Consider the following 24,141-nt stretch of genomic DNA (forward strand, 5'->3'; position numbering starts at 1 on the left):
AAACAATCTGCCAAATTGATGTTTCTATCAAAGCGGCCTGCAAATTTCCGTAAGTTTGCGGCCTCAATTAAAACGGCACACTTTTGAAAGAACAAAAAAGGATCATCCTGATATCGCTCGTTACCGGAATTGTGCTGATGGTAATGAAGTTTGCTGCCTATTTTTTAACAAACTCCAATTTTATACTTACCGATGCGGCAGAAAGCATTGTAAATGTTGTAGCCAGTTCATTTGCGTTTTACAGTATTTATCTGGCCTCCATGCCCCGCGATGAAAATCACCCTTACGGCCATGGTAAGGTGGAGTATTTCTCAGTCTTTATAGAGGGCGCTTTGATAGGCATCGCCGGAGTAATCATCGTACTTAAGTCGGTTTACAGCTTTTTCAATCCTGAAGCCATCAAAGATTTGCTGCAAGGTGCCATTATAATAGGTTTTACCGGCGCTATAAATGGGGGATTAGGCTACTATATGATTCAAAAGGGCCGGTCGCTAAAATCGATCACCATCGAGGCTGACGGTCGCCATTTACTCACTGATACGGTAACCAGCGTAGGGTTGGTGATTGGGCTATTGCTTATTTACTTCACACAAATACTATGGCTCGATAGCGCCCTTTCTATACTTGTAGGCTGCTATATATTGTATACGGGGTATAAGCTTATCCGCAGGTCAGTAGCAGGTTTGATGGACGAAACCGATTTTATTGTAGTGAGCGATATGGTTAAGGTGCTTGATGACAACAGGCGCAGCGAATGGATTGATATTCATAACCTGCGGGCGCAAAAATACGGCAGCGAACTGCATATTGATTGCCATTTAACCCTTCCCAACTACTTTGATTTGATTAAGGTGCATGAAGAAGTAAAGATGGTTGAAACGCTGGTAAATGATAAAGCCGGCATCCGCACCGAATTTTTTATACATACCGATCCCTGTATACCCAAATGCTGCCACTACTGTAGCATGCCTAATTGCCCTATCAGGGCCGAGGCCAAGCGGGAAGATATACCCTGGACAATGGACATTGTAATGCGTAACAAAAAACACTATGAGCAGTAAAGGATTTTTTAACGTGCGCGTGTACGGTTTGCTTATTAATGACCAAAATGAAATATTAATAAGCGACGAGCAGGAATATGGCTTTCGGTTCACAAAGTTTCCCGGTGGTGGATTGGAATATGGCGAAGGTTTAATTGATGCTGTAAAGCGCGAATTTGTTGAGGAATGTGTGTTGGATATTGAGGTATTGAGCCACTTTTATACAACAGACTTTTTTGTGAAGTCGGCTTTTAACGATTCACAGATAATTAGCGTTTACTACCTTGTAAAAAACACATCGGAGATAAGGTTTACCTGCAAAACCGAAATTTTTGACTTTGATGGCGAAGCGGACGTGTTGCAATCTTTCAGGTGGGTAAAGTTGAGCGAGCTAACCGAAAATGCCTTTACATTTCCAACCGACCAGCACGTTGCAAAGCTGCTTTTAAAAAGGTTGCATAACAATATTGCTTTTGAAAATTTATACAACAATAAAGCCCGATAGTAAACTACCGGGCTTTGTGTTTAACGGATTGGTGGTAAATTAGTTACCGCCGCCGCCAAGTGCTTTTAAATCATCCATGCTGATCTTTTCAAAATCTTTATCGATGCTGAAGGTACCTTTAGGTAATTGTTGCTCTACGATAGATTTTACAGTAACCTCAACAGATTTACCATCCTGAAAGTTAAAGTATTGGATAGGGTAGCCACCTGCCGAACCATAAAGTTTCTGCATCATGCCGTTCATTGGTAAGCTTACATCTTTGGTTATCCAAACATCATAAGTTTTGCCGCTTGCAGCATCCTTACCGGTAACCTTAGTGCATTTAAAGCCGTTGATAACTTTGCTCTCGGTGCTTGGGGTAAAAGTAAGTGTTGGCGTTTTGGCTTTCGCATCAGCAATTTCATCAGCGTTTGCAATTGCAGCTTTTTTAATTGAAGCTACCGGAACATCAACCAAAACTGCCATAAAAGTAGATTTGTTATCTGTTAACAGCTTTATTGCCGCCGGGCCTGATGAAAATGCAAACGCGCTCGAGTCAGGGCTAAAATAATTTTTACCGTCAATTGTTTGGCCCATCGCATTTGTGCTTAGGGTTACAACACCCTCTTTGTAAGCTTTTTGTGCGCTTGCGCTCATAGCTGTTGCTGTAAGGGTCATGGCAACTGCAGCAGTAAATAATTTAATGTTCATAGTTTTAATTTAATGGATACAATTTAGTATGTAATTAACCCGCATGCAAATTTTTTTTCGGGCATTTAAAAAACTACCTTTTAGATTGTACGATAAGCGATTTGTTACGCTTAAGGATATAATAATGTGAAAAGGTGTTTTTGATCATTTCAATGTGTTTGTTACTATTACTGCCATCAGTAATTATTGGCGTTTTGGTTTCCGGTATATAACCGTTATCCGTTAAGTATATATAGTCGGATTTTAAATTTGGAGGTATTGACTCGATTTTGCTACTGCGGTTTAAAAGCAATATTTTTTTGTTACCGAACTGTAGCAATTCCCCTCGTTTAATGAGATAAGGCAGGGTAATATTAGCAGCGGGCGTGTAAACTTTGTAATCGGCAATCTGCATACTGTCTAAACAGGGTTGAACCGAATATTTAAAGTTCTTGTCGGTAGGAGGCAAATTGCTGATCACAACGCCCCGGCGACCGTCTTTAAAAATGATGCCGATGTTTTTTCGCATATTCAAAAAAACGATGGATCGGTTATTATCTGCTTTATATTTATGATAACTGAAGCTTAAACTAAAAAACAACATGTAAATCAAGGCAGCCTTTAAAGGCCATGATTTTTTACTGAAGGCAAGATAAAACAGCAGAACTACTACAGCAAAGAGTAATAAATATTCCGCGGCGGTGAGCCATAATCCCGAAACGCTCGCGAAAGACGCGTGCTCAATAAAGCCGAGCGTTTTATTAGTAAATAAAATGCATTGCTCCAGCAGGAAGCCAAGTGCCTGTGATACCCATGCTATTTGAGGAAGCAGCAGCAGTAAAATTCCCGCATATAATATTACGGTTACAGGTATGGCTATTATAAGGTTGCTCAGCAAAAAGTAAACAGGAAATTGGTGAAAGTAATAAGCGCTTAACGGAAACGTAATTGCCGTAGCTGCCAAGGAAACCGAACAAGCCAGCCAGATGTTGCTGATCCACTTGTTATCAAACGAAAACCATTTATAAATAATAGGTTGAAAGATCACCAAACCTGCAACTGCAAGGTAGGAGAGTTGGAAGCCTACATCATATAGCAGAAGGGGATCATACATAAGCAGTACAAAGGCCGACACTGCCAGCAAATTTAAAGTGTTGATATAACGGGAGTACGTTTTGCCGGTAACAATAAGGCTAAGCATCAGGGCCGCACGGCAAGCCGCCGGCGACAAACCTGTAAGCACAGCATACGCCCAGATGAGCAGTAGTATACATATTGCGCGTATTAACCTGCCATATTTAAACCTGTTTAAAAAGCCGAGCAGCCAGCTAAGCATTAAATAAATGATGGCTACGTGCCCGCCCGATACCGACAGGATATGAATAGTGCCCGTTTTTGAATAAGCCTGAAGTATGTCGTCGCTCAAGTCGGCTTTGTAGCCCAGTATCAATGTTGACGCTACGGCAACAGCATTTGTATCGCGTATGTTTGCCTGTAGCTTTTTTATCAGGACTTGCCGCATGTTCAGCGCCGCGGCAACAAGCTTGTTGCCTTTGGTTTGATTGAGCAACGCGTACTGACCGGGGTAAAGAAATATTTGACAGTAGATATTTTTGTTGGCCAGGTAGCGCTTATAATTAAATTCGCCGGGGTTGTATGGTGGTGCGGGTGTGGAATAGTTGGCGGCAAAAACCAATTGCTGCCCGTATGTAAGGTTATGCGCCTTTGCGTCTTTAATGCTTACCAACAAGTTGCCGTTGGCTTCGCTTAGCCTATTGCCCTTTTTCGTTCCGGTAACATTTAATGTAAAACGCGTTATATCGTTTTTGGTCTGCGGTTCGCTGTTGATATAGCCCAAAATTAATTGCGGTTGCTGCTTAGAAAAATGAATATTACTGTTCAACTCATTGTTTTGAACGGCAACGGTGCAACCCAATGCTAAAAGGGAAAGGTTTATTAACAGGCCGCCAATCCAACTGGCTTTATAAAGGCCAAAGCGGTTGTATTTAACATTAAAAAGGAAGAACAGGATTGTAAGCCCTGCAAAAATAGCACCCGGGTATATAACATTGATGCCGGCAAAATTTACGCCGATAATAATCCCGGCAATAAAGGGAAGTAACAGTATAACAACAGGAATTTCGCCTTTGTGATTGGCCAGCATTTTCGCTTGTGATGGTTTCAGCGAAATAAAAGTAGCAGTAAAATCCGGTATTACAACTCGTCGCGCACTTCCAGCAGGAATTTTTTCAGGTTCAGCAGCGAATCAATAACGCGTTGATTATCCTTAGCGTCGCCCATGTTGCTTTTTAAATAGTCTTTAGCGCCTTGCAGGGTATAACCTTTATCACGTATCAGGTGAAAAATGATCTTGAAATTTTCCAGATCTTCCGCTGTGAAATAACGGTTACCTTTTTTGTTCTTTTTAGGCTGCAGTACGTCAAACTCCTTCTCGTAAAAACGTATCAGCGATTGGTTCACATCAAACATGGCCGATACCTCGCCCATGGTGTAGTACATTTTACTGATCTCGCGTTCTTTGTAAGGCATATGCAAATGTAAGGGTATATTCTGAATTATTAAATGATAGGGGCAGGGTACAAATTAAATTATCCATCAAGTGTATTATAGTATATTAATGAATGTCATTGCGAGCGATAGCGTGGCAATCCCTCCGTTAATCGACATGCGGGCGATAAGATTGCCACATCGCTACGCTCTTCGCAATGACATAATTGTTTGAACCCGGGATTTAAGAATTATGAATTAGCGTAGTAAGATTTTATACATAGTATACTAGTGATGTAACTAAGCACTCGATATGCCAAAATTCCAGTTTTAAGGCTGCCCAAACAATTCTCACAAATCACAAATTCTATAAATTTAGGTTTGCAACAAATTTTTACCTTTGAACCATTATGACAGCTACCGAGATACGTAAGGCTTTCCTTGATTTTTTTGCATCTAAAGGGCACGTAATTGTACCCAGCGCACCAATTGTAGTAAAAAACGACCCAACCCTGATGTTTACCAACGCGGGGATGAATCAGTTTAAAGATATATTTTTAGGCGAGGCACCTGCCAAAGCCCCACGTGTAACAGATACTCAACGCTGCCTGCGCGTAAGCGGCAAGCATAACGATTTGGAAGAAGTAGGTGTTGACACCTATCATCATACTATGTTCGAGATGCTGGGTAACTGGAGCTTTGGCGACTATTTTAAAAAAGAAGCCATTGCCTGGAGCTGGGAGTTGTTAACTGAAGTTTATAAACTTGATAAGGACCGCTTGTACGTTACCTATTTTGAAGGCGACGGCAAGGAAGGCCTTGAAAAAGATACAGAGACTTTCGACTTGTGGAAACAGTATGTACACGAGAGCCATATTTTGCCGGGCAATAAAAAAGATAACTTTTGGGAAATGGGCGAAACCGGCCCGTGCGGCCCTTGCTCGGAAATCCATTTTGATAGCCGCCCGGATAGCGAACGTGCCCAGGTTGACGGAGCTACTTTAGTAAATGCTGATCACGATCAGGTTATCGAGATATGGAACAACGTATTCATGCAATTTAACCGATTAAAGGATACGTCCTTACAGCCACTACCGGCAAAGCATGTTGATACAGGCATGGGCTTTGAACGTTTGGTGCGTGTACTACAACGTAAAACTTCAAACTACGATACAGATATTTTTCAGCCGATTATTCAGTTTATTGCTGAGAAAAGCGGCAAAACTTATAACAGGGCTGCAAAGCCCGGCGATGCCGATTGGGCCGACGCAGTAGCTATGCGCGTATTAGCCGATCATATCCGTGCCATTAGCTTTGCTATATCCGACGGGCAGTTGCCTGCCAGCAACAAGGCAGGCTATGTTATCCGCCGTATTTTGCGCCGAGCAGTACGTTACAGCTACCAAACACTTGGTTTTAAAGAGTCATTCTTTAATGAACTGGTGCCATTACTGGCAGAGCAGTTTAAGGGAGTCTTTGATGAGCTTTGGAACCAAAGGGATTTTGTTCAGAAAGTGATTTTGGAAGAAGAGATCTCTTTTCTAAGAACTTTGGACAAAGGACTTAATAAAATTCATAACTATATTCTAGATCAGGATCCTGTGAAAATGGTTATGTTGGAATACCTTGATAAAAGTAATAAAACTGCTTTAAAAGATGACTTATCAATTGAAGCCGTTAGAAGATATATGGTTGATAATCCGAATGAAGTAAAGTTGGGAATGAAAGACTTATATGAAAATGTAAATCTTGAAATCGATGGCAAAACTGCATTCGAGTTATATGATACAAGCGGATTTCCTATTGATCTTACTAACCTAATTTCATCAGAATTTGGGTTTTCTGTAGACGAGTCAGGATTTAATATTTTACTGCAGGAACAGAAAAACCGCTCCCGTGCAGCTACCGCGGTTGATACTGGCGACTGGATTTTGTTAAAAGAAGATGATGCTGTTGAGTTTACCGGTTACGACGAAACAGAAACCATTGCTCACATTATAAAATACCGCAAAGTTACCGCTAAGGGTAAAGAGCAATACCAGATAGTATTGGATAAAACACCTTTCTACGCTGAGAGCGGCGGCCAGGTGGGCGACAAAGGTGAATTGGTTTTCCCTAATGGCGATATCATCGAGGTGACAGATACCAAAAAGGAGAACGGGCTAATTGTTCACTTTACAGATAAACTGCCGTCAACGCCCGAGGATGCTTTAACTGCCATTGTTGATGCAGGCAGGCGCAACAGTACCAATAACAATCATAGCGCAACACATTTGCTGCATGCTGCCATGAAGCAGGTTTTAGGTACGCACGTAAACCAAAAAGGCTCTTTAGTAAACAGCGATTACCTTCGGTTCGACTTTTCGCATTTTGCGAAGGTTACGGATGATGAGCTGGCACAAATCGAAGCCATCGTTAATGAAAAGATCCGCGAGAACATCTATCTACAGGAAGAGCGTAACGTGCCATACCAGCAAGCCATTAGCAGCGGCGTAACCGCTTTATTTGGCGAAAAGTATGGCGACTACGTTCGCGTAATTACATTTGATGCTGCCTTCAGTAAAGAGCTTTGCGGCGGTACACACGTTAAAGCTACAGGCCAAATCGGTTACTTTAAAATAGTATCAGAAAGTGCCGTTGCAGCGGGTGTTCGCCGTATTGAGGCAATCACCGGTATTGCGGCAGAAAATTTCATCAATGAGCAAACTAAACTTGTGCAGCAGGTTAAAGAGTTGTTGAAAAACCCGAAAGACGTTGCCAAAAGCATCGAAAACTTACTGGAAGAAAACAACAAGCTTAAAAAGGAGATTGAGAAATCAATCCTCGAAAAATCATCGGGTTTAAAAGATGATCTGGCAAAAAAAGTTGAAGAAGTGAACGGTGTTAATTTTATAGCGCAAAGGGTAGAGTTGCCCAATGCCGATGCTATCAAAAACCTGGCTTATCAGTTAAAGGATATTGTACCTAATTTGTACCTGGTGTTAGCTGCCGATATAAACGGCAAGCCAAATATCACGGTTATGATAGCCGAGAACCTGGTTAAAGAAAAAGGATTGCACGCAGGCAATATTATAAAGGAGCTTGCCAAAGAAGTTAAAGGTGGTGGCGGTGGCCAGCCGTTTTATGCAACTGCTGGTGGCAGCGATGTAAGCGGGATTAACAACGCTTTAGCGAAGGCAAAAACCTTTTTAGGATAATCAAATCACTCAAGTAATAAAAATGCCGCTCAGAATTTGAGCGGCATTTTTATTTTACAATTTATATTTCCGCTTACCAAATTGAAGCTTGGTACGCAGTTACATCAGATTATTTAGTGCTTGCCATGACCGTGGCCGCCACCATGACCTGGTCCGCCGTGTCCATAACTAGGTCCACCCGGTCCGCGACCAGGTCCGCCTGGTCCACGACCACCCGGGCCTTTAAAATGTGCAGGGCCTCTGCCCGGGCCGTGATCCTTGTAAACATTAACACGTTTTGCCGTACGGAAAGAGTTGCCTCTTATAATAGTATTGCGGCCAAGCCCTTTGTAACGGCCATAAGCGGCGCGATCGGTACTAAAATATCTGTAGGCACGGGGGCGGTTAACCGCAACCATGTAACCACGATCCAGCCGGTAATCACTGTAACGCGGGGGCAGCGTATTGCGAAACACCCATTGGCCACCATCCAGGTAAACAAACTGGCGGCGGGGGGCATAGTAATAACTTTCTACATCCGGTAGGTAATAATAATCTACCGCCGAATATTCGGCAGGCGGCGCCCAGTTGCCTATATTAATATTAAGGCTTACCTGTGCCTTTGCCTGGCTGGTTGTTAATGCAAGCATTGAACAGCCTGCAAACAATGTTAAAAGCGCTTTCTTCATAAGTATCTTCAAATGAATTGTGATGTTTAGAATAGCAGACAATAAATAAATAGAAAAGTTTAAAATTTTGATACAACTTACCCGATTGGGGGCATGCCAACTGTAGTGCTTTTGTGATTATTATATGGCAGATATATAATTAACATTATATTTGACAGGTTACATCAAAGCTGAAAAGCAGCTGAAATAATAAAGTATGACAGTTCTGAAAGGCGGCATTAGTGATAAGTATGAGTTGGTTGTAGGGTTAGAAGTTCACGCGCAATTATCCACTTTAAGCAAAGCATTTTCATCAGATTCGGCAGCCTTTGGTGCCGAACCAAATCATAACGTGAGCCCCGTATCATTAGGGCATCCCGGTACTTTGCCGCGAATAAATAAACGCATGGTTGAGTATGCCATTAAAATGGGTTTGGCCTGCAATTGTGCTATCAACATGAATAACGTTTTTGCACGTAAAAATTACTTCTACGCCGATTTGCCCAAGGGTTTCCAAACCACGCAAGATCAGCAGCCTATTTGCCTTGGCGGTGCGGTAACCGTAAAATTAGCTAACGGTACTACAAAGGATATTGCCATACATCATATCCATATGGAAGATGATGCGGGTAAAAGTTCGCACGATCAGCATGACCAATACTCTTTGATCGACCTTAACCGGGCAGGAGTGCCTTTGCTTGAAATCGTTTCTCAGCCGGATCTGCGCAGCGCCGAAGAAGCCGGCCAGTTTTTAACCGAGTTGCGCCGCTTGCTGCGTTACTTGGAGATATGTGATGGGAACATGGAAGAAGGTAGCATGCGTTGCGATGCCAATATATCTGTAAGGTTGCATGGCGCTACCGAGTATGGCAACCGCTGCGAAGTAAAAAATCTAAACTCTATCCGTAACGTACAGCGTGCAATTGAGCATGAGTTTGCCAGGCAGATAAGCGTTATTGAAGCTGGTGGGCATATCGACCAGAATACCCTCAACTTTGATGCTAATACAGGCGAAACATCTGTACTGAGATCTAAAGAAATGGCCAATGATTACCGCTATTTCCCCGAGCCCGATCTATTGCCTATAAAAATCACTGATGAGCAGCTTAAACAGATCCGCGAAGCGATGCCTGCGTTGCCAAACGAGCTATTTGAAAAGTACGTATCGAAACTCGGCTTGTCCGACTATGATGCGGGCGTAATAACTGCCGAGAAAGAAACCGCTGTTTACTTTGAAGAGCTAATAAAACATACCGATAATTATAAGTCTGCGGCAAACTGGATGATGGGCGCTGTTAGGTCATACCTTAACGATCATCATCTGCACATAGCAGACATCGCTATCACTCCGGTTAACCTTGCCGGGCTCATTAAACTTGTTGATGATGGTAAGGTAAACAACACCGTTGCATCCCACAAGTTGTTCCCGCTGATGCTAAAGGACGGTAGTAAAACAGCTGCTGAACTTGCAAAGGAATTCAATTTAATTATTGAAGATAACGGAGATGAGCTTGATGGATTTATTCAAGCGGCTTTAGCTAAGTTTCCTGATAAAGTTACAGAATACCAAAAAGGTAAAAAGGGCGTTTTAGGCTTGTTTATGGGCGAGATAATGAAGTTATCTAAGGGTAAGATCGACCCAAAAAAAACCAATCAATTATTAATTAAAGCATTAGAATCTAAATAAATGAAAATCCGCGTAGGTTTATTGGCCGTTGCTGCAACCGCCCTTTTTGCCGTATCATGTAAAGACAGTACCTCCTTCCAAATTTCGGGAAATGTGGCCAACCCGGCGGCTAACTCAAAAGTTTACCTAATTGTTGCTGATAGCACCGAGGTGCGCGTTATAGACTCGGCTGAATTAAAAGCAGGCAACTTTGAGTTTAAACATAACGCGCCTTATGCCAACTTGTATAAATTGCAAATTGGAAAGCAGGATGGCGAAAATATATTCGATTTCATTGCTCAAAACGGTGATAAGCTAACTTTTAGTACCGACCTGGCCGACTCTGCCCACAGCTACAAATTATCTGGAAGTGATAACGCCGAAAAAATCCAGGAGTTTAATAAGATAAGCAATGTATACAGCCAGAAAAACATGAAGCTTTCTGAAGACTACATGAAAAAATCGGCTGCATTAGGTAAAGAGTCCGACTCGTTACTAAATGTGTACCGCCCGGTATTTATGAAAAACATTGCCGACGCCAGCCAAGCTACTTTAAAGTTTGTAAACGAGAACAAAAATTCGCTGGCAAGTTTTTTCGCCATGACTTCGCTTGATGCCGTTAAGTATGAGAAAGAGTTGGTTGCCTATGCAGATGAAGTTAAAGACAAATTTCAGGATAACCCTGCAGTTCGAAACTTTGTTAAACAAATGGAAATTGTGAAGCCTGTATCAATAGGGCACAAGGCACCGGAGTTTACCATGAAAAGTATAGATGGCAAGGATGTGAAGCTGAGCGACTATAAAGGCAAATATGTAATGATTGATTTTTGGGCATCATGGTGCGTACCGTGCCGCCATGAAAATCCAAACGTGGTAAAGCAATACAACCTATATAAAGACAAAGGGTTTAACGTTTTAGGCGTATCCTTAGATACTGAGAAAAAAGATTGGCGGGCCGCTGTAAAGGCTGATGGGCTTAGTTGGACGCATGTGTCTGAACTGCAGCGATTTGACGGCCCTACCGAGCGCCTTTATCGTATAGATGCCATCCCATCAAACTACATTATTGATCCGCAGGGAACCATTGTAGCCAAGAATATAACCGGTAACGATCTTGAACAATTTTTAAAGACAACATTTAAATAGCCTGAACGCAAGGTTAACTTTTCGTTATACTTAACAATTATTTAATATTAAGTTGACCATTTGCTTGTATTAAGGTTATACATTTATCCCAAATAAAGATCTTTACATGAGCAGTTCAAAACAAAAGATATTAATTGTTGATGACGAGCCGGATATTTTAGAGCTCATAGAGTATAACCTGAAAAAAGAAGGTTATCAGGTGTTTTCGGCCCGTAATGGCCAGGAGGCAGTTGCCGAAGCAAAACGTACCCAGCCCGATTTGATAGTGCTTGACATCATGATGCCTAAGATGGACGGTATTGAAGCATGCCGTATTATGCGTACCATGCCGGAGTTTAAGAATACCTTTATGGTTTTCCTGACTGCCCGTAGCGAGGAATACTCGGAGATTGCAGGGTTTAACGTGGGCGCCGATGATTATATAGCCAAGCCAATTAAGCCCCGTGCTTTGGTAAGCCGTATAAATGCCATATTGCGCCGCAATGCACCACCTGAAGAGGTTACCGATAACAAACTTGAAATAGGCGACCTTGTGATTGACCGTGAAGCTTACCTTGTGTACAAGGGCGGAGAAAAGGTTGTGCTTGCCAAAAAAGAATTTGAGTTACTATACCTGTTGGCATCAAAACCAGGTAAGGTTTATACGCGCGAGGTAATCCTTAAAAATATTTGGGAAGACTCTGTAGTAGTTACCAACCGCACAATTGACGTACACGTACGCAAGCTGCGCGAAAAGCTTGGCGACGATTGTGTATCAACCGTAAAAGGTGTAGGTTACAAGTTTGAAGCCTAATAAAATGGCCCGGAAATATCCGGGCCATTTTGTTTACTCGACGTTTTGTTTGATAATCGCCTGTGACTTTTTGCGTATCACTGCTGCCTTTGCAGATGCCCCTTTCTTTATAATGGGCGCCTTTGCTGTGGCATTTACAGCTTTAGTTTTTTTCTCAGCTTTTGCCTTCGGCGCAGCAACTGTTTTTTTAGCAGTGCCAACTTTGCCGCCTTCGGCTGCATCCTTAACGGTTTTAGTCTTTGCTGCCACTTTACGTTTTACAGCTGTTGCTTCCTTTTTGCTTTCGGCGGTTATAGCTTCTGCTTTTTTAGTCGCCTTTGCCTTTGTGGCTTTCACTTCTTTTGCAACCTCTGCTTTTGCAGCTGACGTTTTACGCCGTGCCGGAGCCTTCTTGGTATCTAGCGTATCTTTAACGTCGTCAATCTTATTTTCGGCTTTATCTTTTAAATCTTCAGTGGTATCTTTTGTACCGTCCCAAAATTCTTCGATAGATTCTTTTATCTTTTCAAAAAAACCTTTTGCAACCGGTTGTGTGCTTTTATTACCCATGATGTCTTGATGTTAAATGAACATATTGCTGTCAGGTAATTATTTAACAGTAAGTAAAATACTTTTGTTTGTAAGCCGGCAGTTACAAGGCGGGCTAATAGGAGAGTAAAAAAATAACCGTACTTTTGCAGGCTATGAAGTTTCCGAAATTTGCCGACCTCATATTGTTTGAGGATGACGATATAATTGTTGTGAATAAGCCGCCTTTTATAAGCTCATTAGATGAGCGGGAGGGAGGAGAGATTAATATGCTGAGGCTGGCCAAGCAATACAGCGATGATGCACAAATTTGCCACAGGCTTGATAAGGAAACCTCGGGCGCACTTATTATAGCCAAGAACCCTGATGCCTACCGTAGTGTATCCATGCAGTTTGAGCGCAGGAAGGTTAAGAAGGTTTATCATGCAGTAATAGATGGTACGCACGTATTTGAAAACTTGTTAGTTGATCTGCCTATCCTAAATATTGGCAAAAGCAGCGTTACCATCAGCAGGCAGGATGGTAAGCGTGCGGAAACATGGTTTCAGTCTTTAAGGTACTTCAAGCATTACACATTGGTAGAGTGCAGGCCCGTTACCGGCCGTATGCACCAGATACGCATACACCTGGCCACACAACGCGCATCAATAGCCGGTGATGAAATGTACAAGGGAAAGCCGGTATTTTTATCAGAGATAAAACGTAAATACCATTTGGGTAAGGATCAGGAAGAACTGCCAATTATGAAGCGTTTTGCACTTCATGCTTATGAGGTTTCTTTTAAGCTTTTAAATGGAAACGATATCACCATACATGCGCCATATCCCAAGGATTTTGATACGCTGCTAAAACAGCTTGAAAAGTTTGATAGCTAACTAGCTCATAAAAAAGGCCCTTTGTACATAGTACAAAGGGCCTTCGGTTTTAAGCCTGTTTAAAATTATTTGCTTGATTTTTGCGCATTAGGCACAGGTGGAACTGTATCCTTTGCAACACGCATTGCAGACGGTACCGGAGGTACAGTGTCTTTTTTGGTCATTAGCGCGCTACCTGTCGCAGCCGGCTGTACCGAATTGTCTTTCTGGCATGAATAAACACCTGTGGCGACAACTGCCATAACTAAAAATAGAAATTTTTTCATTTTACGGGTTTCTTGGGGTAAAAAATTTTTGTAAAGTTAATCAATAATTTGTTCCGTTTGAAATTATACGTTATTGCTAAAAGTTTGTTTCGACCTTGTTTGTTTTTTTCAATCGCAAGTGTACATTTATAGAAAATATTTTGGATGTTTAGGAAGTTACTTATTCTTATAAGTTGTGTAGCGTTGTGTTTGTCGTTTGTGCCGTTTAGGGTGCTGGCAGACAGCAATGTGCAAAAACCACAGCCCAAAATAAACCAGGATACACTGGTAGATATCCTGCAACAAAAGGACTTGTTTTTAAAGCAGCGCCGCGTTATTATATTCGTAAAAAATTATATCAGCGCTTCGCAGCCAGACAAAGTACAAGCCGTACAAGATACTTTCAATCGTTTTTTTAATCAATACGATTTGCATAATAAAGCTGCTTACGCCAGCTTTATGAAAGGGTTTGCATACTACAAGCAACATAAGTTAAAAGATGCTGAAATAGAAATGGCCAAAGCCATACAGAAGGTTGAGGACGACGACGAACCTATTTTGCTTGTGCAATTTTTTAGCCACCTTGGTTTCATACAAACTGATGAGGGCGATTTCATTGGGGCTATTTATAATTACAGACGAGCGACTAAAGAGATTGCAAACGTTAAGTTTGATCTGAAAGATAACCGTATACTAGCTTCGTTAAACATAAACCTGTCAGACCTTTATTATAAGACAGGGTTATATGCCGAATCGCTAAATTCATTAAATAGGGCCATGACGCTTTTGAAGGACGACAAGGTTAACCTGGAGCGTTTACTCGCTACTATCTATTATAATAAGTCCGAAAACTTCTTCAGGAAGGGAGATTACGATTCGTTACAGTATTTTAACCGCCGCCTGCACGATCCCGAAAATAAAAACTATAAGCTATTTACATACCAGCAGCGCACCGGTTATTACCTTTCGTTACTAAGAAAGAATTATAGCAGGGCAATAGAGCAGATAACAACACTCAAATTGCAAAAGGATTACGTGCCAAGTGAGCTGGAGGATCAAAACCTTGCTGATGCTTACTATGCCAGCGGGCAGCTCGATTCTGCTAAGGCTATAACTAACAGGTTGCTTGCAACTAGCACTGATAATAATCATCCGGAAATTAAGTATCATTTGTTTGAAACACTAGCCTGGATAGCCGAGCGCCAGGGGGACACTAAAACTGCTGCAATAAATTATAAGTTATCACTTGAGCAGTCGCAGCAAAATGCCAGCCGCCTGATGCAGGTAGGTGATATATCATCGCAAATTAAGCTTGATGAAACCGAGAACAGCTATAATCAGAAAACAGAAGTTTACGAACGAGAGCGGCTTTGGTTATTATTTATTGTATTAGTATCTGCACTTAGCATAGTTGCCATTGCTTTGTTTTATCGTAACGTTAAGCAAAAGCGCCATTACGAGAAACTATTATACACAGCCCAGCGCGAAGAGTTGGCCTTTATCAATTCGCATGAGGTGCGTAAGCACGTAACTAATATTTTGGGCGTGGTTGATGTGCTCAAGCACAGCGAAAACAAACTTGCCGATTACCAGTTGAGCGAGCGATACCTTGTGGAATCGGCAGAGCATTTGGATAAAGTCATCATTAATATATCTGAAAAACTGCACCAGCAGGAAATGGATGCCGATAAAAAAGGCAACGATAAATAGTTTGCCCTTGTGAGGGCTATGCAACTAAGCCTTTAAAGGTTTATCAGGTTTGTTTCTCGTGCAATGATATCTGCTATGCTGGTTTCAGATAATATCTTTAGCGTAGCATCTCTAACCTCTACAAAAACATCGCGTATGCCGCAAGTGTGTTCCTGATGGCACTCATCACAGCGATGGTAAAAGTTAAGGCTCGCACAAGGTACCATAGCAATAGGGCCATCGGTAATACGCAAAATGTTTACCAGGTAAATATCTTTAGGATCTTTGTTTAAGCTATAACCACCGCCAGCTCCCTTTTTACTGTAAAGAAAGCCCGCGTTACGCAAGTCGAGCAGGATTTGCTCCAAAAACTTTTTAGGGATCTTCTCCAGTTCAGCAATTCTGGAGATCTGCATAGGTGGCTTGTCGATATTTTTGCCCATTACCACCAAGGCCTTTATAGCGTATTTAGTTTTTTTAGATAGCATTTACTATAATAATTTACAAAGCTACACAAACAAATTTGTTCGGCATAATCCTACATATTCAATCGTTAGGGCTTATCGGAGTGGCCAAGACTTTTGTTTGGCGCAACGGTATCCCTGATAAGTTTTTTTAACTCTTTTATCTCGGGGAAACGGCCCTGCTGTTTACGGTCAAATAACACTGCATCATCTACGCGTATATTATATTTTCCTGATGTTTCGCTTGGCTGTAGTGTAACGCCATAAACATCATCGGTAAAGGTGGTCAATAGTTCCTGCGCCATGTAGGCCGCGCGCAGCATCCATCCGCACTTGGGGCAATATTCAATGGTTATCAAAGGCTTCATCTCGTATAAAGATATTACTATTTAGCTTTAAAGCGATACAGGTAAGGAGCTTTGTTGGCGGCACCGGTGTATTTTTTTGCCAACCGTTCCAGTATGTTTAGGCCAAGCATCTTTCGCTGAAACGCGGATCGCAAAAGCTTCTTGCCTAAAATCGTTTCATACAATGCCTGTAACTGTCCCATCGTAAACTCTTCGGGGAGGAGATTAAAGCCAATTAATTTATCATCGAGCCTATCGCGCAGTGCATTCAGGGCTTTGCTTATAATTTCAGCATGGTCCTGTATCAACGCAGGCAATGCATTCAGATCATACCAACCGCAGCTATCAAAAAGTTTATCTGGGGTGGGGGTTACCTTGGTAAAGTCGACCAGTGCAAAATAGCCGACGCTTATAAATCGATTCAAAAGCCAGTGATCAGCTTTAGCAGGCATGCCATTTGCCTCCATTACCTCACGAAAAGGTTGCGCATTATAGCGCGACATGTCACCGAAAACAAAAAACTGATCTAAAAATATATTGTTAAGGCCGGTACGTTCTTTAGCCACCCGTTCGGCGGCGTCATGTAAGTTTTCGTCAACTTTTATAAATCCGCCGGGCAAAGCAACGTAATCGGTTTTGCTGTATTTCACCAATAGCACTTTTAGTTGACTATCGTGAAAGCCGAATACAACTACATCTATAGCCAAATTGGGTATAAAGCCATTGCCGCGTGCGTCGCTCTCATTTGCAGTTTTAAATGCTTTCAATGTGATAATCAGTAATGTATTTTATTATTGTAACATATTGTTACAATAATAAAATATTTCTACCTTGTAACACCAACTAATTATCATTTTATGAAACGATTTTGTATTTTATTTATCGCATGCCTTACAGCTGGCGGTGCCTTAGCGCAAAAGCGTGTGGTTATTGCCAATGGTACGCTTGAGGGTGTCACCGAAAAATCGGGCGTGCATAGTTTTAAGGGAATTCCGTTTTCCCAACCGCCTATAGGCGAATTGCGTTGGAAAGAGCCGCAGCCCATAAACAGCTGGACAGGCGTGCGTAAATGCGATGCTTTTGGATATAACGCCATGCAGAAGAAAGTTTTTGGCGACATGGGTTTTCGGTCGCCGGGCATGAGTGAAGATTGCCTTTACTTAAATGTATGGGTGCCTGCAAAAGCAACTAAAGAAAAGATGCCGGTATTGGTATATTTTTATGGTGGAGGATTTGTTGCAGGCGATGGCTCTGAAGCACGTTACGATGGTGAGAGCATGGCCAAACGCGGTATTATAGCGCTTACCGTAAATTACCGGTTAGGCGTATTCGGTTTTATGGCCCATCCCGAATTAACTAAAGAGTCGGCCCATAAATCATCAGGTAACTATGGCTTGCTCGATCAGCATGCGGCGCTTGAGTGGGTACAAAAAAATATAGAAGCTTTTGGCGGCGATCCAAAGCGTGTTACTATTGCGGGCGAATCTGCTGGCTCAATTGCGGTGTCGGCACAAATGGTATCGCCACTATCTAAAAACATGATAGCCGGTGCTATTGGCGAGAGCGGTGCAATGATCAAACCAACCCTGGCAGCTATTCCGTTGGCTGATGGCGAAGCAAATGGTGTAACATTCGGTGAAAAAATTGGAGCTACAACTTTGGCCGCGTTACGTGCACTACCTGCAGATAAATTATTGGAAGAAGCATCAAAACAAGGTAATCCGCCACTATCGTCAGCCACTATTGATGGTTACTTTTTAGAGAAGCCGCCGGTAGAATCTTTTGCCGCAGGCGAGCAGGCTAAAGTGCCTTTATTGGTTGGCTGGAACTCGGCCGAAATTCCGTACCAGGCGGTAATGTTTGGTAATGCGCCAACTCCGGAAAACTATAAAAAACAATTGCAAATGTTTTACAAGGATAAAGCTGATGAAGTTTTAAAGCTGTACCCGGGAGCAACGGAAGCGGAAGTCATTAAATCGGCCACGGAATTGGCCAGCGACAGGTTTATTGTATACAGCACATGGAAATGGGCTGATGTGCATGCGCAAACAGCAGGCAAGTCAGTTTACCGGTATTTGTTTTCAAAGGTGAAGCCGCCAATGACAGAAAAAGCCGGGAACCTTACACCCGGCCTTGCTGGTGGTTTTACCAAAAGCAAAGATGCAAAGCCTGAGCCGCCTAAAGGCCCTACACCTTACGCAGGTGCGCCGCATGCTTTTGAAATTGAATATGCCATGGGTAACCTTGCAACCAACCAGGTTTACGCTTGGACACCTGCCGATTACAAAGTGTCAGAAGCGATGGAAGGATACTTTGCTAATTTTATCAAAACAGGCGACCCTAATGGTGCGAGTTTACCCAAATGGAGCCGGGTAGTTAAAAATCAGCCTGCATCATTCATAAACCTTGATGTTAACACGAAGCTTGAGAAAGAAACAGAGCAGGGCAGAGGGAGGTATTTGTTTTTGGACAAAGAGTATTTAAAATAGGCCTTAAGCAAAACTTTATAAACGCCAATGCCTTCTACGGCATTGGCGTTTATTGTAAATAATTTCCTGAAGATACTTTTGCGGTTGTTCAGTTGCAGTAGGATTTCGGAGTACAAAAAAAGCCCATGCACAACGTGCATGAGCTTCTATATGAAAACTAACGTTTATAAATGTATCACTTCGCCGTAAGCATCTGCTGCGGCTTCCATAACGGCCTCGCTCATGGTTGGGTGCGGGTGCACTGATTTAATGATCTCGTGTCCTGTTGTTTCCAGTTTGCGTGCTGTAACAACTTCTGCAATCATTTCGGTAACGTTGTAGCCTAACATGTGCGCGCCAAGGAACTCGCCGTATTTGGCATCAAAAATTACTTTCACAAAGCCGTCTTTTGCGCCCGCAGCACTTGCTTTACCCGATGCAGAGAAAGGAAATTTACCTACTTTAATTTCGTAGCCTGCTTCTTTTGCAGCTTTCTCTGTATAACCTACAGATGCAACTTCTGGCGAGCAGTATGTACAACCCGGGATATTATTATAATCTAAAGGCTCGGGGCTATGACCTGCAATTTTTTCAACGCAGATAATACCTTCTGCCGATGCTACGTGAGCAAGCGCCTGGCCTTTTACAATATCGCCGATAGCATAAACGCCGTCAACGTTGGTTTTGTAAAAGTCATCAACTAATACTTTGCCCTTGTCGGTTTTAACACCGTTCTCTTCAAGGCCAATACCTTCAATATTTGTTGAGATGCCAATTGCAGATAAAACAACATCGGCCTCAAGTACCTGGTTGCCGCTTGCAGTTTTAACGTTAACACGGCATCCTTCGCCGCTGGTATCAACCGACTCGACAGTTGAGCCGGTCATGATATTGATGCCTTGTTTTTTTAAGCTGCGTAACAGGCCTTTTGATACTTCCTCATCCTCTAAAGGAACAATGTTGTCAAGGTATTCTACAACGGTAACCTTTGTACCTATAGCGTTATAAAAATAAGCAAACTCGATACCTATTGCGCCAGAGCCTACCACTACCATTGATTTTGGCTGCTGTGGCAAAATCATGGCCTGGCGGTAGCCAATCACTTTTTTACCGTCTTGTTTCAGGTTAGGCAATTCTCTTGAGCGGCCGCCTGTAGCCAATATAATATTCTTTGCAGTAAAATCTTTGGTTGTACCATCGTTGCTTTTAACGGAAACGGTGCCTTTGCTTTTTAATACACCGTAGCCGATAATAACATCGATCTTGTTTTTCTTCATTAAAAACTGTACACCTTTGCTCATGCCATCGGCGACGCCGCGGCTGCGTTTAATTACAGCTTCAAAGTTTACTTCGCCACCATTAGTGTTTATGCCATAGTCGGCAGCGTGATTTAAATACTCAAATACCTGCGCACTTTTTAATAGTGCTTTGGTTGGGATACAGCCCCAGTTAAGACAGATACCGCCAAGCGACTCTTTCTCTACTATTGCGGTTTTTAAACCAAGTTGTGATGCGCGAATTGCGGCAACATAGCCACCAGGGCCCGATCCTATAACAATTAAATCGTAATCCATATATAGTTTAATGTATGTCTGTTTGTGTTTTGTACTTGCCTAATAAATGCCCAAAGCTAAATAAAAAGCCGACAAATGGAAAAAGCCCATAGTGCGGATTTTTAATAACTCGCAAAGTGCTGCGTAGGGTAGGCCGTGCAAGTGCATCAAATTTAATGCGAAATTGTCAGGTAATAATCACAACAGTTTCATTATTACCTGTTTTAAATGTAAAGTGTTGAAAAATATATAAATATTGTTAACAGTAACTTAACATAGGCGATTGATGTAATATTTATCTTTGCGTAAAATTAAATCACTTAACGGTTAACAAAAAACAAAGTATGAGAAAACATTTACTTCTCTCAATCATGTTCCTTTTTATTACCGCTGTTACTTTTGCACAGGTAACCAGCAGTAGTATGTCTGGAACAATTAAGGACGCTAAAGGCGAAACCTTAATTGGTGCTACAGTGAGGGCTACGCACGGCCCAAGCGGTACAAACTATGCAATCGCAACCAACAACGATGGCAGGTTTTCTATCGCAAACATGCGTGTAGGTGGCCCTTACACAGTAACTGTATCTTACATCGGTTACCAGCCACAAACTTTCTCAAACGTAACATTGTCTTTAGGCCAAACCTACCAGCTTAATGTTACTTTACAAAACAGCGGACAATTGGCGGAAGTTGTTGTTACCGGTAACACAAGCCGCCTGATGAACTCAAGCCGCGATGGTGCATCAACTAATATTAACACCCGCGAAATTGCAACATTACCTACTGTTGGCCGTAATATTAATGAGCTAACAAGGATGACTCCACAAGCGTCATCAAATAGCACCGGTGCTATTGCAGGTGGTAACTACCGTCAAAACAACATTACTATTGATGGTTCTAACTTCAACAACCAGTTTGGTATAGGTAGCAATTTGCCAGCTAATGGCGCGCCAATATCGCTGGATGCGTTAGAAGAGATCTCTGTTAACATTGCTCCGTTTGATGTTAAACAATCAGGTTTTATTGGTACTGCAGTAAACGCGGTAACCCGCGCCGGTACAAATGATGTATCTGGATCGGTTTATACCTACTGGAGAAACCAAAATCAGCAAGGTAACAAGGTTGGTGATAACACTCCTTTTACTAAGCAACGTTTCCAGCAAAACCAAACAGGTTTTAGAGTTGGTGGCCCGATTATTAAAAATAAATTGTTCTTGTTCCTGAATGGTGAGTTTAGCAAAACTACATCTCCGGGTCAGCAATTTACTGCTTCAACGCCTGAAAATCCTTTTACAGTTGGTAACACAACAAACGTAAAAAGGCCAAGTGCGTCTGACCTTAACATGATAAGCGATTACCTGAGAACTACTTACGGTTATGAAACTGGCCCATATCAAGGTTATGATTTTATTAGCAAAAACAACAAGTTGCTTGCTCGTTTAGACTGGAACATTAACGATAACAACCGTTTAAACATTCGTTACAACCAGGTAGAAAGCAACTCGCCAAGTTTTGTAAGTACATCAAGAAGCCCATTAGCTGCTTTTTCGCAAACGCGTACGAGCCAATACGGCATGCAGTTCGCTAATTCGAACTACTATCAAGACCAAAACCTTTATTCGATAGCTGCTGAGTTGAATTCAAACTTTTTCTTGTTTGGTAAAAAAGTATCAAATACATTAAGAGGTTCATATGATCATCAGAATGATCCACGTAGCTCTGATAGCGAAGTGTTCCCATTTGTTGATATCTTGCAGTCAGACGGTTCTGGTACTACATTGCCATACACTTCATTTGGTTATGAGCCATTTACTTATGGTAACTTACGTGATGTTAAAACCACTTCAATTTATGATTACGTAACCTGGAACTCAGGTATACACAATTTTACAGTGGGTGGCCAGGCCGAGTTTAGCAAAGTGACAAATGGCTTCCAGCGTTTTGGTACAGGTTATTACACCTTTGCTTCATGGAACGATTTTGTTACTGGTCAAAAACCGGTTGATTATGCTATAACCTATCCTCTTAGCCCGGGCTACACGCAACAGTTCCCTATGTTTAAATTTGCCCAGTACTCGTTGTACGGTCAGGATGATATTGATTTCGGTAATTTCCGCTTATCACCAGGTATCAGGTTCGACTTGCCAACTTACCCGGGTGTAAGCGAAATTCGTACCCATCCTTTAGTTGAGGCTTTAACCTTTGATGGTGGAAGAAGAATCAATACGGGCAAACTTCCAGGATCAAGAATAATGGTATCTCCACGTCTTGGTTTTAACTGGGATGTTAAAGGCGATCATTCATTACAAATTCGCGGTGGTTCCGGTATATTTACAGGTACTATTCCATTCGTATGGATCGTTTCTCAGGCGGGTGACTCTGGTTTATTACAGTTCACTCAAACTTATATTGGCCAAAATAATACTCCTGGTCCGTTCAATCCGGATCCAAAAGCTTATTTGCCGGCTACTCCTCCGGCTGCAGGTACTTCTATCCCAAGCGCTATCAGCGTAATGGACGAGAACCTTAAATTCCCTCAAACCTGGAAATCAAACTTAGCTGTAGATGCAAGATTGCCTTGGGGAATTATAGGTACGTTGGAAGGTTTGTATAACAAAGACATAAATACCGTTAGGGGTATCAATGCTAACTTGGTTAATCCACAAACTCTAAATTCAACCAGCCCTGATCACAGATATTTTTATCCTGCCGCAAACGCAGCTAAATTTATTAATCCTTTAACCAGTGCAGGTACCGTTAACGGTACAGGAACTAACGCCTTTAACGCTATTGTATTAACAAATGGTGGTAAAGGTTACTACTGGAACTTAACTGCTAAATTGCAAAAAACATTTGCAAGCGGTTTTTCAGGTATGATTGCTTATAGCAAAAGCCAGGCTAAAAACCAGTTTGATGGTAGCGGCGACCAATTGTTAAATACATGGTCATTAACTTACCAAAACAATGGTAATTCAAACAACCCTGAGCTGAGTTATGCAAACTACGTTGTGCCAGATCGTTTAATTGCAAGCGTATCATACCGTAAAGAATACCTTAAGCACTTGGCTACAACTGTATCTGTTTTCTATGAAGGATCAACTCAAGGCAGGTTCTCATATGGTTATACAGCCGACTTTAACCGCGATGGCCAAACCAACGATTTGATCTACATCCCTAAAAACCCATCTGAAATCACTTTTGTACCACTTACAGTTGGTACAGGTGCAACAGCTGTTACATATACTCCGCAGCAGCAAAGTGATGCGTTCTTTGCTTACATTGCACAAGATAAATACCTGAGCAAAAACATGGGTAAATATGCTGAGCGCAACGGTGCTAAATATCCATGGAGAAACCAGTTTGATTTTAAATTGATCCAGGATATATTCACTAACGTAGGCGGTAAACGTAATACGTTACAATTCACTATGGATATATTTAACGTAGGTAACTTAATTAGCAAAAAATCTGGTATCCAGAGATTTGTTAATACACCAAACATCTTGGTTCCAACTAATGCTGCTTTGGTTAGCAATACTGTACCTCCAACTTTCAGGTTGGCTACTTACAGAAACCAGCTTATCAGCAGCACATTTAGTGATGATGTTAGCTTAAACTCTACTTACTACATGCAGTTTGGTCTTCGTTATATCTTTAACTAAGCACTAACTAAATAATTTCCAACAACAAAGCCCCCGAACTTCGGGGGCTTTGCTGTTTTATAGAGCTTTATTGAATAATTGCCAAATTGAATCTAACAGGAAGGCCCGGATCACTCCGGGCTTTCCTGTTGAAATAGTG

At 41.9% G+C, this 24,141-nt stretch carries 20 protein-coding genes; 10 read left to right on the forward strand and 10 right to left on the reverse strand.

Annotated features, from left to right (window positions below):
• Positions 1–83: 83 nt before the first annotated feature.
• Together FPZ43_RS00550 and FPZ43_RS00555 are read left to right on the forward strand one after the other, a co-directional pair.
• Positions 84–1,061 (forward strand): cation diffusion facilitator family transporter, encoded by a 978-nt coding sequence (locus tag FPZ43_RS00550; RefSeq protein ID WP_146379904.1) that lies wholly within the window; start codon positions 84–86, stop codon positions 1,059–1,061.
• Positions 1,051–1,545, forward strand: a complete 495-nt coding sequence (locus FPZ43_RS00555; RefSeq protein ID WP_146379905.1) for an NUDIX domain-containing protein — start codon at positions 1,051–1,053, stop codon at positions 1,543–1,545. The genes FPZ43_RS00550 and FPZ43_RS00555 overlap by 11 nt, the downstream gene beginning before the upstream one ends.
• A gap of 39 nt (positions 1,546–1,584) precedes the next feature.
• Here FPZ43_RS00555 and FPZ43_RS00560 read toward each other — a convergent pair whose 3' ends face one another.
• From FPZ43_RS00560 to FPZ43_RS00570, 3 genes are all read right to left on the reverse strand, one after another.
• Positions 1,585–2,235, reverse strand: coding sequence for a hypothetical protein (locus tag FPZ43_RS00560; protein ID WP_146379906.1), 651 nt, complete (start codon positions 2,233–2,235; stop codon positions 1,585–1,587).
• A gap of 73 nt (positions 2,236–2,308) precedes the next feature.
• Positions 2,309–4,378, reverse strand: a complete 2,070-nt coding sequence (locus FPZ43_RS00565) for a ComEC/Rec2 family competence protein (RefSeq protein ID WP_146379907.1) — start codon at positions 4,376–4,378, stop codon at positions 2,309–2,311.
• A gap of 50 nt (positions 4,379–4,428) precedes the next feature.
• Positions 4,429–4,764: a MerR family transcriptional regulator gene (locus FPZ43_RS00570; protein WP_146379908.1), complete on the reverse strand. Its 336-nt coding sequence runs from the start codon at positions 4,762–4,764 to the stop codon at positions 4,429–4,431.
• A gap of 368 nt (positions 4,765–5,132) precedes the next feature.
• Here FPZ43_RS00570 and alaS point away from each other — a divergent pair, with 368 nt between their 5' ends.
• Positions 5,133–7,919 (forward strand): alanine--tRNA ligase, encoded by a 2,787-nt coding sequence (alaS, locus tag FPZ43_RS00575; protein ID WP_146379909.1) that lies wholly within the window; start codon positions 5,133–5,135, stop codon positions 7,917–7,919.
• 113 nt (positions 7,920–8,032) lie between these two features.
• On the opposite strand, the gene FPZ43_RS19190 is transcribed toward alaS, so the two are convergent.
• A complete protein-coding gene (locus tag FPZ43_RS19190; protein WP_186461728.1) occupies positions 8,033–8,587 on the reverse strand; it encodes a hypothetical protein in 555 nt (184 codons plus the stop codon).
• A gap of 196 nt (positions 8,588–8,783) precedes the next feature.
• Between FPZ43_RS19190 and gatB the strand changes: the two genes are divergently transcribed.
• The 3 genes from gatB (at position 8,784) to FPZ43_RS00595 (ending at position 12,171) form a co-directional block, all read left to right on the forward strand.
• Entirely contained in the window at positions 8,784–10,253 is a 1,470-nt protein-coding gene (gatB, locus tag FPZ43_RS00585; protein ID WP_146379911.1) for an Asp-tRNA(Asn)/Glu-tRNA(Gln) amidotransferase subunit GatB, read from the forward strand.
• On the forward strand, positions 10,254–11,378 hold the full coding sequence (locus tag FPZ43_RS00590; RefSeq protein ID WP_146379912.1) for a TlpA disulfide reductase family protein: 1,125 nt from the start codon (positions 10,254–10,256) through the stop codon (positions 11,376–11,378).
• 106 nt (positions 11,379–11,484) lie between these two features.
• Positions 11,485–12,171, forward strand: a complete 687-nt coding sequence (locus FPZ43_RS00595; protein WP_146379913.1) for a response regulator transcription factor — start codon at positions 11,485–11,487, stop codon at positions 12,169–12,171.
• Between the two features lie 33 nt (positions 12,172–12,204).
• On the opposite strand, the gene FPZ43_RS00600 is transcribed toward FPZ43_RS00595, so the two are convergent.
• Entirely contained in the window at positions 12,205–12,720 is a 516-nt protein-coding gene (locus tag FPZ43_RS00600) for a hypothetical protein (RefSeq protein WP_146379914.1), read from the reverse strand.
• A gap of 134 nt (positions 12,721–12,854) precedes the next feature.
• On the opposite strand from FPZ43_RS00600, the gene FPZ43_RS00605 reads away from it, so the two are divergent.
• Positions 12,855–13,574: an RluA family pseudouridine synthase gene (locus tag FPZ43_RS00605; RefSeq protein WP_146379915.1), complete on the forward strand. Its 720-nt coding sequence runs from the start codon at positions 12,855–12,857 to the stop codon at positions 13,572–13,574.
• A 65-nt stretch (positions 13,575–13,639) separates the two neighbouring features.
• Here the strand turns inward: FPZ43_RS00605 and FPZ43_RS00610 are convergent, their stop codons facing one another.
• A complete protein-coding gene (locus FPZ43_RS00610) occupies positions 13,640–13,840 on the reverse strand; it encodes a hypothetical protein (RefSeq protein WP_146379916.1) in 201 nt (66 codons plus the stop codon).
• A gap of 144 nt (positions 13,841–13,984) precedes the next feature.
• On the opposite strand from FPZ43_RS00610, the gene FPZ43_RS00615 reads away from it, so the two are divergent.
• The gene (locus FPZ43_RS00615; RefSeq protein WP_146379917.1) at positions 13,985–15,529 is read left to right on the forward strand and encodes a tetratricopeptide repeat protein; all 1,545 of its coding nucleotides are present in this window, start codon (positions 13,985–13,987) and stop codon (positions 15,527–15,529) included.
• A 32-nt stretch (positions 15,530–15,561) separates the two neighbouring features.
• On the opposite strand, the gene FPZ43_RS00620 is transcribed toward FPZ43_RS00615, so the two are convergent.
• The 3 genes from FPZ43_RS00620 to FPZ43_RS00630 form a co-directional block, all read right to left on the reverse strand.
• Positions 15,562–15,996, reverse strand: coding sequence for an RrF2 family transcriptional regulator (locus FPZ43_RS00620; RefSeq protein ID WP_146379918.1), 435 nt, complete (start codon positions 15,994–15,996; stop codon positions 15,562–15,564).
• A gap of 65 nt (positions 15,997–16,061) precedes the next feature.
• On the reverse strand, positions 16,062–16,340 hold the full coding sequence (locus tag FPZ43_RS00625; protein ID WP_146379919.1) for a SelT/SelW/SelH family protein: 279 nt from the start codon (positions 16,338–16,340) through the stop codon (positions 16,062–16,064).
• Between the two features lie 17 nt (positions 16,341–16,357).
• Entirely contained in the window at positions 16,358–17,086 is a 729-nt protein-coding gene (locus FPZ43_RS00630; RefSeq protein WP_146379920.1) for an NUDIX hydrolase, read from the reverse strand.
• A 90-nt stretch (positions 17,087–17,176) separates the two neighbouring features.
• On the opposite strand from FPZ43_RS00630, the gene FPZ43_RS00635 reads away from it, so the two are divergent.
• On the forward strand, positions 17,177–18,808 hold the full coding sequence (locus tag FPZ43_RS00635) for a carboxylesterase/lipase family protein (protein ID WP_146379921.1): 1,632 nt from the start codon (positions 17,177–17,179) through the stop codon (positions 18,806–18,808).
• 164 nt (positions 18,809–18,972) lie between these two features.
• Here FPZ43_RS00635 and lpdA read toward each other — a convergent pair whose 3' ends face one another.
• Positions 18,973–20,361, reverse strand: coding sequence for a dihydrolipoyl dehydrogenase (gene lpdA / locus FPZ43_RS00640; protein ID WP_146379922.1), 1,389 nt, complete (start codon positions 20,359–20,361; stop codon positions 18,973–18,975).
• A 323-nt stretch (positions 20,362–20,684) separates the two neighbouring features.
• On the opposite strand from lpdA, the gene FPZ43_RS00645 reads away from it, so the two are divergent.
• Positions 20,685–24,002 (forward strand): TonB-dependent receptor, encoded by a 3,318-nt coding sequence (locus FPZ43_RS00645; protein ID WP_146379923.1) that lies wholly within the window; start codon positions 20,685–20,687, stop codon positions 24,000–24,002.
• Positions 24,003–24,141 lie beyond the last annotated feature (139 nt).

The organism is Mucilaginibacter pallidiroseus, from assembly GCF_007846085.1.
Classification (GTDB): Bacteria; Bacteroidota; Bacteroidia; order Sphingobacteriales; family Sphingobacteriaceae; genus Mucilaginibacter; species Mucilaginibacter pallidiroseus.